The following is a 12,364-nucleotide window of genomic DNA, read 5'->3' as shown; positions in this document are numbered from 1 at the left end:
ACCTCATACAAGGCACGGGATAGGTGTATTGTATGAGGTTTTATTTTTGGCAAATACAATAAAAAGGCGCCTTTATTGTTTGCATATATATACTAGACAAGTACGAGGAGAATTATATGAAAAAGGAAAAATTACAAGAATTATCTGAAAAGATTTTAGAGTATGTAGGTGGAAAAGATAATATTGCTTATTTTGAGCACTGTACAACAAGACTTCGTTTTAATTTAAAAGATAGAGGTGCTGCCGATGTAAGCAAGATTGAAAAGCTATCAGGAGTATTAGGGTCACAGTGGTCAAATGAAGAGTTACAGGTTATCATTGGCCCTGCAGTATCAGATGCATATAAGATGATTTGTGAATTGGCTGGCTTAAAGGAACAGGCAGCAATTGATGAAAATCTTGATGGACCAGGTGAGAAAAAGAAATTAACACCAAAGAATATCGCGACAGGAATTATGGATGGAGTTTCAGGATGTATTACTCCATTAATTCCAATGATGATTGGTGGAGGGATGATCAAGATTGTTTACATGATTGCAAACATGGCAGGAATCCTACCAGAAACAAGTACAACCTATCAGATTTTATATTGGTTAGGAGATGCATTCATTTACTTCTTCCCAGTATTTATTGGGCAGACAGCAGCAAAGAAATTTGGAGCTAACCAAGGTTTAGGGATGCTATTAGGAGCATTATTAATTTATCCATCATTTATTGGAGCTGTAGCGGAAGGTGTAGAAATGACATTGTTTGGTTTACCAGTATATATGGCAAACTACTCTAGTTCAGTTATTCCAATTATTATGGTTGTTTGGGTAATGTCGAAAGTAGAAAAGTTTATTGCGAAATATACACCAGATAATTTTCGTTCATTAATCGTTCCTACGTTGACATTATTAGTGATGTTACCAGTTGCATTAGTAGTAGTTGCACCAGCTGGATTCTATATTGGAACATTTATATCAGATGGAATTACATTTATTTATGACACGATAGGATTTGTTGGAGTATCCGTACTATGTGCATTATTACCATTATTGGTTATGACTGGTATGCATACAATGATGACACCATATTGGACAACTGCATTTGCTCAATTAGGATATGATGCATTCTTCTTGCCAGCAATGATCGTATCAAACTTAAACCAAGCAACTGCTTCACTTGCAGTTTCATTAAAAGCAAAAAATCCAGACAACAAAGCAACTGCATTATCTTGTGCAGTTACAGCATTTGTAGCTGGAGTTACTGAACCCGCAATGTTTGGGGTGACATTGAAATATAAAAAACCATTATATGCAGCGATGATTGGAAATGCTGTTGGTGGATTGTTATTAGGATTATTAAAAGTTGCATGTTATGCATTCCCAGGATCTGGAGGAGTATTTGCTATTATTACCTTCACTGGTCCAGGTAACAACTTAATCTTCTTTATTCTTTCAGCAATCGTTGGTATGGTAATTACATTTATCTTAACATTCGTAATGGGAATCAATGAAAATGAATAGAGATATGTTAACAAAAGGTTTTCCAAAAGACTTCTTATGGGGTGGTGCAACTGCTGCCAACCAATTTGAAGGTGGATGGAATGAAGGTGGAAAAGGAATCAGTACAACAGATATGTGTCTGGCTGGTTCAAGAACAATACCAAAACGATTAGCGAAAGAAATAAAAGAAGGTGTTTATTATCCTTCCCATAATGGAATTGATTTCTATCACCGTTATAAAGAAGATATTGCATTGTTTGCAGAAATGGGATTTAAATCATTTCGTATGTCAATTGCATGGACACGTATTTATCCAACAGGTGAAGAGAGTGAACCAAATGAAGAAGGTTTGAAATTCTATGATGATGTATTTGATGAATTACAGAAATATGGAATCGAACCAATTGTAACCATTTCCCATTATGAGTATCCATATCATTTAGTTGAAAAATTCAGTTGTTGGAAATCTCGTGAAATGATTGATTATTATATGAAGTTTACAGAAACGATATTTAGACGTTATAAGAATAAAGTAAAGTATTGGTTAACCTTAAATGAAATCAATACGGTTGCACTAGCGACATCTGGATATATTGGAGCTGGAATTCTAAATGGTGATGAAGATGAAGTTATGGATATGAAAGTAGATCCGGAAACGTTATATCAGGCACTACATTATATGTTGGTTGCAAGTGCGAAAGCAGTAACATTGGGACATGAAATTAATCCAGACTTTAAGATTGGTAGTATGGAAGCATATCTAACGTATTATCCATATAACTGTAATCCAGATGATGTACTACTTGCACAGAAGAAAGATCGTGAAGTGAATCTGATTGCTGGAGATGTTCAGATTCGTGGAAGTTATCCAGGATTTGCCTATCGTTTCTTTGAAGAAAAAGGATACGATATCAAAATGGAAGAAGAAGACTTTGAGATATTAAAAAAAGGAACGGTTGATTTCATCAGTATCAGTTATTATTTCTCTGCAACTATGAGTACGCAAGAAGGATTAGGAGAAGCATCTGGAAATATGATTGTAGAAGGAAATGTAAATCCTTATTTAGAAACAAGTGAATGGGGTTGGCAATCCGATCCAAAAGGATTACGTTGGACTTTAAACCATATTTGGGATCGTTATCAGATACCAATCATGGTTGTTGAAAACGGACTGGGTGCAACTGATAAACTGGAAGCTGATGGAAGTGTTCATGATGATTATCGAATTAAGTATATAAGAGATCATGTAATACAAATGAAAGAAGCAATCAGAGATGGAGTTAACTTAATTGCATATACTCCTTGGGGTTGTATTGACTTAATTTCAGGTTCAACTGGTGAAATGGATAAACGTTATGGATTTATCTATGTGGACTTGGATAATCAGGGGAATGGATCATTTGATCGATATAAAAAAGATTCTTTCTACTGGTATAAGAAGGTAATAGCAAGTAATGGAGAAGATTTAGATTAATTTTGAAAGCGAGGTAATAAGATGAGATTTCCTGAAGGTTTCTTGTGGGGTGGTGCAACTGCAGCGAACCAATGCGAAGGTGCATGGAATGTTGATGGTAAAGGACCAAGCACTGCTGATATTGCAACTGTAGGTGCAATTGACAAACCTAGAATTTATATGAATGAAATCAAGGATGATGTATATTATCCAAATCATGAAGCAGTTGATTTCTATCATCACTATAAAGAAGATATTAAGTTATTTGCACAGATGGGTTATAAGTGTTATCGAATGTCGATTGCATGGGCTAGAATCTTTCCAACAGGGGAAGAGAGTGAACCAAATGAAGCAGGACTACAGTTCTATGATGATGTATTTGATGAGTTATTAAAATATGGAATTGAACCGATTGTAACAATGAATCATTATGAAACACCACTTTATCTGATGGATAACTATAATGGCTGGAGTAATCGTAAAGTTGTAGATTACTTTGAAAAGTATACAAAAGTAATTTTGGATCGTTATCATAAAAAGGTAAAGTACTGGATGACCTTCAATGAAATTAATAGCGCCATATTAAATCCATTATTTTCACTGGCGATGCGTGAAGCAAGTTTGCAAGAAGTATATCAGGCATCTCATCATCAGTTTGTGGCAAGTGCTAAGGCAGTAAAGTATGCACACGATCATTATCCAGATCTTCAGGTGGGAATGATGTATGGAGGAATCTTCTCTTATCCTCATACATGTAAACCAGAAGATGTAATGGCATGTGAGAAAGATATGGATCGTTACTTATATTTTCCAAATGTAATGTGCAGAGGTTACTACGATAATAAAGCCAAGGCATTCTGGAAAAAGAATAATATTAATATTAAGATGGAAGAACACGATGAAGAAATATTATTGGCAGGAAAAGTAGATTATATTGCTTTCTCTTACTATATGACAATGTGTTCTTCTGCAGGAATTGAAGTGAAGATGAATCTGGTTGGAAGCTCCATTGACGGGGCTGAGAACCCATATCTGAAGAAAACCGATTGGGATCTGACAATTGATCCAATGGGCTTACGTTATGCATTAAACATGCTATATGACAGATACCAGTTACCAATGATGATTGTGGAAAATGGATTAGGTGCTGTAGATACAGTTGAAGCAGATGGCATTATCAATGATGATTATCGAATTGATTACTTATCAAAGCATATCAAAGAAATGCGTACAGCAATCAATGAAGATGGAATACCTTTATTGGCATATACAACTTGGGGTTGTATTGATATTATCGCAGCGGGAACAGGCGAGATGAAAAAACGTTATGGTCAGATTTATGTAGACCGTGATGATGCAGGGAATGGAAGCATGAAACGGACTCCAAAGAAAAGTTTCTACTGGTATAAAGATGTAATCGCATCAAATGGAGAAAACTTAGAATAATATATAAAAAGAAACATCAAATTGAAATGTTTCTTTTTATTTGTATTGATTATTGATATTATAGTAATAGATAAAAGAAAGAGGTCTATCCATGAATGTTTTAACCAAGATATCACAGCTAAAAGATTTAACCAACAATGAAAAAACACTTGTTGATTTCATAATGGCAAATCCTGAAAAAATCATTAACTATAGACCTAATGAAATAGCTGCTGAATCATTTGTTTCAGTCGCTACAATTTATCGACTAGTAAATAAGCTTGGATTAAGTGGATTAGGAGAGCTAAAGATTGAACTTGTATCTACCTTAAAGATGAACAATGAAAATGCAGATATTGATTTTGATTATCCAATTTTAGAAAGTGATACACCATTTCAAATGATGCAAAACTTGGGGAAGATATATAAGAGTACAGTTGATGAAACAATCAGTTATGTTGACCCTGAAGTATTAGTCGAAGTAGGTAAAGAACTACATAAAGCAAAAATGATCGATGTATATACTGCATCTGCTAATTTATTCTTTGCCAAAAATTTCAAGTTTCAGATGCAGGAAATTGGGGTAATGATCAATGTTCCTGAAGAAGACTATATTCAAAATCTATCAGCAGCAAATAGTGATCAGGATCACATTGCTATCATTGTATCGTTTGGTGGAAGAGGTCAAGTAATCAGCGCAATAACAAAGATATTATACGAAAACAATGTTGATATTGTTTTGATTACTTCTACACAAGACAATCCTTTGAATAAATATGCAAAACATAAAATCTATTTTGCTTCTGCAGAAGATCATTATAATAAAATATCTTCATTCTCGACAAGACTGTCACTACTTTATATATTTGACACATTATATTCTGTTTATTTCAATAAAGACTATGAAAGAAACATCAAATATAAATTAGAAAATTATAAGAAAATTAATAAAGAATTGAAATAATTTCTCAAATTATTATTTCAATTCTTTTTTATTTGAGAATTTCATTTCAAGATATCTTAATTTGCCTTTTTTATTATGATTAAATGCTATAATCGTAAGCGAGAGGAGTGGTTAGTTATGACAATAAAAGCAATTATTTTAGATATTGATGGAACCCTATTAAACAATGAAAAGGGAATTAGCCCAAGAACAAGGGACTCATTAATATCAGCACAAGAAAAGGGTGTAAAGTTAATACTGGCATCAGGAAGACCAACAACAGGGATGATGAAGTATGCAGAAATATTAGAAATGAAAAAACACCATGGGTTACTTGTCTCTTATAATGGAGCAAGAGTGGTTGACTGCCAGACATATAAGATACTATTTGATGAAGCAATGAGTGTAGAAGCTGGAAAGGCAGTTTTGGAGCACTTAAAGAAATTTGATGTAATTCCAATGATTGATAAAGATGACTATATGTATGTAAATGATGTATTTAATAATGAAATTGTTTGGAAAGGACAATCAATTAATATTATTGAATATGAATCTCGTGGAGGAAGTTATAAGTTATGTGAGAAAGATGATTTAGCTGATTTCTTAGACTATAAACTCAATAAGATTCTAACTGCTGCAGATCCAACGTATTTATCAGAAAACTATAAAGATATTATGGCACCATTTGAAGATAAACTTAGCTGTATGTTTACTGCTGACTTCTACTTTGAATTTACTGCAAAAGGCATTGATAAAGCTAAAGCATTAGATTCAGTATTATTACCTATGGGTATTAGCAGTGAAGAAACAATTGCCTTTGGTGATGGACATAATGACATCTCAATGGTAGACTACGCAGGCATTGGAGTCGCAATGGAAAATGCAGTAGATGATTTAAAGAAAATTGCTGATAGAATTACATTATCAAATAATGAAGATGGTATTGCACACGTATTAGATGAATTAATTTAGTATCATAAGGGTAGTGACATTCAGTTGGCTAAACTTTAGTTGATAGATGTAGAGCAGCATTGTATTTATAAGATACATTGTTGCTTTTTATTGTGATAAACTAGAGATAGTTAAATAACCAATAAGATGTATATTTGGAGGGAATGGTTAGATGGGGAAACATAAAAAGAAAATAGGTTTATGTCTGTTGATATGTACGTTAGTTATTAGTATCTTTTTCATATATGTCCAAGATAACAGTACTAATCAAAAGGCTAGTATTGAAATAAAGAATAATGGCTATATAACAATGGAGTATGGAGAACTGAAGATTGCAGAGTATGACTACAACAGTGGTATTGTGGAAAAAGAATTAGATTCTAGTCTTTTTGTAGACAGTAAAAGTTTAGAGGTGCTGAAAAATACATCAATTAAAATAGATGGACTTATACTACCTGAAGCTGATGAATCTAAATATTTAAAAATTGGAGAATATAATGCTACAGCATTTTATAATGATGAAGAAATACCTTTCAAGATAGTTGTTGAAGATTCACTAGAACCATGTATAAATGAAGACTTAATTTCTACAAGGGTAGAGGTTACAGTAGGATCAGATAAATCTGATATATATAAGGATATAAAGAATAACAGAACTTTTAGAGATATGGATGATAGTGACTTAAACTATTATATTGATACAGAAGAAGTTGACTTTAGTAAAGTTGGAGAATATAAAATAGATATAACCGCATTTGATTCCCACAACAATGCTATAGATACTACTTTATTGGTAAAAGTAGTAGAAGAAAAAGCTCCAAATGTATATGATGAACTTATGTTTTCTAAGTATCCACAGCGTCAAGAGGAAGAAAGCATTGTAAGTTATATGGATAGAGTTATAACAATGAATGATTATAAGCTGGGAGTTGTAAATGATACATTCTTTCGCTCTTGGATATATAAGAATGATAAAGTACAAATCGATGTTAATAATGATGGCATAAAAGAAGAACTATTTGTTGTTGAAGGTGGATCTATGGGAAATGAATATTTAAATATTCTCTTTTCTGATGGTTCACAGGAAAGTATAGCGTATATGAGGCATAGTCCATTTTTTATTCTAGATGACTTTGATAAACTATATTTTGTTCAAGTTACTACAAACTATAATACACATATTACTACAGGGTTTCGTATAATTAATTTTGAAGGAACTCAAATGATAAGTAATGAATACGTATATAGTAATGAATATGTAGAGAAGGAAATAGTGCAAAACAATGACTTAGATGATTATTATGATTCATTTATTAAAGAAATTGAAAGCCCAGCAAACTTAACTAATATGGAGTTGAAGTATGGAAATAAAGAAATCTGTAATGATTCAAAGTGTACGCTTAAGTTTAATGGAAGACAAGTAATCTATAATAAGTATATTTTTTATCCAAGCAATTATTACACATCTATGAGAGCTAACTTGCAAACAGAAAATATTGTTTTTAGTAGTTATATTATGGAGTCTATTGATTTATCTGGAGCAGTACAATTAACGTTTGAAAAAAGTGATACCAGTAATAACTGTGTTATCGCCAATGTTTTGTCATATACTTTAGATGGTAATTATGTTGCCAAAGGATATGCATTTTGTGATTATGATAGTACTACCAAGATTTATGAGGTGAATTATAATTATAAGCGAGTACTTTTTGAGAAAAAAACAAATACTAATTATTCAATCAAATGATTAGAAATTTAAAGGTAGAATGATACTATATAACTAGGAAAGGAGTTGATAGTATGCCAATGCCAAAACCAAAAAAGTATGAGCGAAAAGAAAAGTTTATCTCTCGATGCATTGAAACATTAACGACTGAAGAAGAGGAACGTTTTCCTAAAGAGGAGCAACGTGCAGCGATTTGTTACAGTCAGTGGGATCGAAGACATAAAGATAAGTAATATGAAAAAACACCATTGTTTAGAAATTGAAACAATGGTGTTTTGGTATAGATTTATGGATTTTCTATTTCGTTTTCTCTAACTCTTGTTCTAGAGGAACCTGACATACTTGCAAGATAATTTCTATTGTCATGATTAATTTGAATTAATTCACCAATTCCAAATAATATCGCACAAGGAGTGGCAAACCCAATTAGAGTGCTAAAGAATACAGTGAAACTCATTCGCTGTTCCCCATAATAATTGTAATCCCCATATTCTGTAGCTATTGTGAATGCGTATATTAGTCCAATACAGAAGATGACAATCGCTCCAATCTTTAATGCAGAGGCCACATTGTTTTTGTTGTTCATAAATATAAACCTTCCTTTCTTTTTCTTTCTCTCCAGTAATATTATATGGAAAAAGAATAAATAAAACAATGATTAGTGTATATGTGAAAAATGAAAACCTTATAAGTTCAGCTTATAAGGTAAATCATAGGATTATTTACTTTTCACTTCACCAACCTTAACAAAACTTATAAATAATCCCATACCTGCACATAAGGCAAGCCATACAATAATAACAAGATCTCTTACAGCCACAACATTACCAAATAACACTGTATGTGGAACGATACCATTGTGATAACCTATATTATAAGCAAAGCGATGAAATATTGTGAATCTCATAAAATTATGAGGTATGTAAGGAAAAATAATATTAATCAAATTATCAAAAAGCACGGTCTCTGAGATGAATATCAAGAAAAAAGTAATTAAAATTATAATAATAGCAGTAATGAATTTATTTTTGCTGATATAAGATACAAACATAGTGAACATACCCACTACCAATCCACCTAGCAAAAGCATTATAATTCCAGTAATGAATACACTTCCATAGGACTCTATATACACATTAACACTTGTTACAAAACTATATATTGTATCATAACTAGTTTCAACTAATGAGAAATCTCGTACAGGAAGGATAATGTTACTTATTAGAATAATGAGTGCCTGTTGGAGGATGATGATACCTAATGCTGTGGCGATTCCAACAATCAGTTTCGCTAACTTGAGTTTTTTTGTTCCATAAGAAGTACAAGCAATGATTTGATCACTTTTTGTTTGACAGTCATAGGAAAACATATCAGATAGTACAATGATGATGAGTAATAGTGCTAATATAATTACTAGAGTATGCGTCATATTATCATTTAAGTATTGATTGGGTAGGGTACTATCATAATAAGGCTTAGCATCCATAAAACGTTGGTTATAGTAATCAATAATTTTTGAATCGATAGAATTTTCCATATCTTCTTCATAAATATATATAAAACTTTTGTATTCATAATTCTCATCAATATTTTGGGGACATATCTTTATTAAGTACTCTTCTTTATGTAGTAATGGAGCAAATTTGGAATTATTAATATACTCCACTGGATCATATGTATCTTCATTTTTATCTATCCAAGGTTGAATGAAATCAACTGTATTAAAGTATTCATTCGCATAATCATAAATAGACGAAGCAGCACTGAGTTTCCCTTGGTTTTCGTAGAAAACATTTAGATATACACTTGTTCCATTTTCTCTTTCTGTTTCATACCATCCAGTATTTGAGTTGAGAATTATATCCCAATCTTCCGATGTAAGAGTTCCTTCTTTTGCACGTTCAATTAACTGTTCATAATCTTCTCCATAAGTTGTTTGCATTTTCTCTTCATCTATAGTTAAATCATTATCAACGATATTCTTAACTCTGGTATCAAAGTCATTTGAAAATTTCTTTACAAACTCATCATCAATGATACCAGCATATTTATGTCTTTCACTGTCAATATATCGTATTGCATCAATCCCGGTTAGTTCTACACCCTGTTCATCTTGTATTGCATATTCACCATTATACACATTGCTATAGTTACTATAGGTCAAATAACCACTAAACACTAAAAGCAATATTAGCAATACAAGAAAATATTTCTTCTTAAAAATCTTCTTAAATTCTTGTTTGATTAATTGTCTCATGTTCTTCTCCCTCATCCTCAAAATGATACAAGTAGAAATCATCAAGTGAAGGAGTTAGAAGGCTAGCGTGTTCATGAGGTTTGTTATCTGATAACAGTCGTAATGTTACATAATCACCATTCAATGTTGTTTTGACGATAACATAATCTTGTAGTAACTGACTTGCCTCTCTATTTGTAACGGTAATCTCCCATACCTTTTCTTTCATTGTATCCAGTAAATTATCTTCGGTATTGTGGTAAATAATTTCTCCATTTTTCATTACCAAAATATCATCTGCAAGATTTTCGATATCACTTACAATATGTGTAGATAATAATATAATTGTATCTTTAGATAATGATGAAATCATATTACGAAAATTAATTCTTTCTTTTGGATCTAATCCTGCAGTTGGTTCATCCAAAATCAAAATCTTTGGATTGTTTAATAATGCTTGGGCAATTCCAACTCTGCGAATCATTCCTCCAGATAAACTTTTCATTTTACTGTTCTTTTTACTTTCTAAATTTAATTGAATCAATAGTTCATTGATTCTTTGTTTGATGTAATCTTTCTTTAATCCCTTAACAACTCCCATATAGTTAAGAAACTCTTCCACTGTATAGTGGGGATAAAAACCAAAGTGTTGTGGCATATAACCTAAATGAAATAAATAAGAATTGTATTGTTGATACATATTAATTTCATCTAAGTAAACATTCCCACCGCTCTCACTTTTCGTTAATCCACATAACATTCGAAACAGTGTTGTTTTCCCACTACCATTGGCACCTAAAAGAGCATGTACTCCTTCATTTAATGAAAGGTTTACATTGGATACAGCACGTTTCTTTTTAAAGTCTTTGCTGATGTTTTCAATTTTCAGTTCCATAAGTATACTTCTCCTTCTTTTTTGTTATTCCATTTCTCACAAGATATGCATATAAAATAATTAACGTTGATGTAATTGCGATAAACGTAATTGTATCAATATCATTTGCAATTTTGTAGGAAAGGAAGATTGCTGATGTAACGGTGTAAATTCCCATTGAGATACCAGCACATATTGCTGGCTTCAGTTTATCGTGAGGGATACATAAGACACTGACGTTTGCGATTAGAATAGGGATCATCACATAGATGAATAATTTATAAATATTAATTGAAAGATCATCGCCTAAAAAGAAACTGATGATGAAGAAGGAAATAAACTCAATAATCATGACACTGATTGTTTTATATATCAGAATCATATGGAGTTGAATCATGGATACACCCAGAAGTTCATCCATTTGATATAGTGAGTTCTTACAAAATTCTACACAACTGATAAGTGCGAGAACTGCGAAGTAAATTCCGACTGTCATAGTAAGTGAAAGGGAAGTAATATTCATTTTATGGATTAGTAGTACAAATACTAATCCAATCAATGAAAACACTAAATAATGTTTTAATTCATCGTAAAGAAAACTAATAATATTCTTAAAGATATTACATTCCTGATGGCTTCGTACTTCTAAAAGTTCTTGTCCACAGATAATTTTAGTTTGTTCAAGTTTATCTTTAGGAATTGGAATATAGTCATTATTCATATGTTTCACCTACTTTCATTTTTCTTCTTAGTTTTATTAATGCCTGTGTATGTCTGGATTTAATCGTGGATTCGCTGACCTGGTAAATGTTTGCTATTTCTTTGAAGGTAAGTTGTTCAAAGTATTTTAGTAGCATAACATCTTGTTGTGGTGGCGATAATTCCATTACATACGTTGTAATTTGTTCTTGTTGCAGTTTATCCAATGTTTCTACATGAACATTGGTACCCACATCAACAAACAATTCTTCTTCAATTTCATAATCATATTCTTTTCCTTTTTGTTTCCAGTAATCAATACAGAGATTAGAAGCAATCTTAAATAAATAATGAATTACTTTTCCTTGTACCTGATAGGTTGGAATTACTCTGACAAAACGTACAAAGGTATCTTGTACAATATCACTGGTTGTCTCATCTCCAGCTAACTTACGATATACAAAGCGATATAACTGAGGATATAGAAATTCAATCAGTTCATTCAATGCGTTTTGATCACCGTTACGTATCTTTTTTATATACTTCAATTCGTTCATGAATTTCCTCCCT

At 32.0% G+C, this 12,364-nt stretch carries 12 protein-coding genes; 7 read left to right on the top strand and 5 right to left on the bottom strand.

Translation table 11 applies throughout. The annotated features are described in order from the left end of the window. Positions 1-116 precede the first annotated feature (116 nt). From J2S15_RS15645 to J2S15_RS15615, 7 genes are all read left to right on the top strand, one after another. Positions 117-1,508: a PTS transporter subunit EIIC gene (locus tag J2S15_RS15645; RefSeq protein WP_307410015.1), complete on the top strand. Its 1,392-nt coding sequence runs from the start codon at positions 117-119 to the stop codon at positions 1,506-1,508. Beyond that, positions 1,495-2,961 carry a glycoside hydrolase family 1 protein gene (locus J2S15_RS15640; RefSeq protein WP_307410013.1) on the top strand — a complete coding sequence of 489 codons (1,467 nt, stop codon included), beginning with the start codon at positions 1,495-1,497 and terminating at the stop codon, positions 2,959-2,961. Before J2S15_RS15645 ends, J2S15_RS15640 begins: the two co-directional genes overlap by 14 nt. Positions 2,962-2,982: 21 nt before the next feature. Next, positions 2,983-4,386, top strand: a complete 1,404-nt coding sequence (locus tag J2S15_RS15635) for a glycoside hydrolase family 1 protein (protein WP_307410011.1) — start codon at positions 2,983-2,985, stop codon at positions 4,384-4,386. Positions 4,387-4,477: 91 nt separating this feature from the next. Continuing rightward, the gene (locus J2S15_RS15630; protein WP_307410009.1) at positions 4,478-5,329 is read left to right on the top strand and encodes a MurR/RpiR family transcriptional regulator; all 852 of its coding nucleotides are present in this window, start codon (positions 4,478-4,480) and stop codon (positions 5,327-5,329) included. 117 nt (positions 5,330-5,446) lie between these two features. Then, on the top strand, positions 5,447-6,280 hold the full coding sequence (locus tag J2S15_RS15625) for a Cof-type HAD-IIB family hydrolase (protein ID WP_307410007.1): 834 nt from the start codon (positions 5,447-5,449) through the stop codon (positions 6,278-6,280). Positions 6,281-6,431: 151 nt separating this feature from the next. Next, positions 6,432-8,006 carry a hypothetical protein gene (locus J2S15_RS15620; RefSeq protein ID WP_307410006.1) on the top strand — a complete coding sequence of 525 codons (1,575 nt, stop codon included), beginning with the start codon at positions 6,432-6,434 and terminating at the stop codon, positions 8,004-8,006. 53 nt (positions 8,007-8,059) lie between these two features. Next, entirely contained in the window at positions 8,060-8,218 is a 159-nt protein-coding gene (locus J2S15_RS15615; protein WP_307410004.1) for a hypothetical protein, read from the top strand. A 53-nt stretch (positions 8,219-8,271) separates the two neighbouring features. On the opposite strand, the gene J2S15_RS15610 is transcribed toward J2S15_RS15615, so the two are convergent. The 5 genes from J2S15_RS15610 to J2S15_RS15590 form a co-directional block, all read right to left on the bottom strand. Further along, complete coding sequence (locus J2S15_RS15610) at positions 8,272-8,571, bottom strand: hypothetical protein (RefSeq protein ID WP_307410002.1); 300 nt, start codon at positions 8,569-8,571, stop codon at positions 8,272-8,274. Positions 8,572-8,703: 132 nt separating this feature from the next. Next, a complete protein-coding gene (locus J2S15_RS15605; RefSeq protein WP_307410000.1) occupies positions 8,704-10,242 on the bottom strand; it encodes an ABC transporter permease subunit in 1,539 nt (512 codons plus the stop codon). Further along, the gene (locus J2S15_RS15600; protein ID WP_307409998.1) at positions 10,214-11,116 is read right to left on the bottom strand and encodes an ABC transporter ATP-binding protein; all 903 of its coding nucleotides are present in this window, start codon (positions 11,114-11,116) and stop codon (positions 10,214-10,216) included. The genes J2S15_RS15605 and J2S15_RS15600 overlap by 29 nt, the downstream gene beginning before the upstream one ends. Beyond that, the gene (locus J2S15_RS15595) at positions 11,100-11,816 is read right to left on the bottom strand and encodes a hypothetical protein (RefSeq protein WP_307409996.1); all 717 of its coding nucleotides are present in this window, start codon (positions 11,814-11,816) and stop codon (positions 11,100-11,102) included. Before J2S15_RS15595 ends, J2S15_RS15600 begins: the two co-directional genes overlap by 17 nt. Further along, the gene (locus J2S15_RS15590; protein WP_307409994.1) at positions 11,809-12,351 is read right to left on the bottom strand and encodes an RNA polymerase sigma factor; all 543 of its coding nucleotides are present in this window, start codon (positions 12,349-12,351) and stop codon (positions 11,809-11,811) included. Before J2S15_RS15590 ends, J2S15_RS15595 begins: the two co-directional genes overlap by 8 nt. Between the last annotated feature and the right edge of the window lie 13 nt (positions 12,352-12,364).

It is taken from the genome of Breznakia pachnodae (genome assembly GCF_030814225.1).
GTDB classification, from domain to species: domain Bacteria; phylum Bacillota_I; class Bacilli_A; order Erysipelotrichales; family Erysipelotrichaceae; genus Breznakia; species Breznakia pachnodae.
The sequence above is the reverse complement of the archived record's forward strand: the minus strand, read 5'-3'. Positions and strand labels throughout refer to the sequence as shown.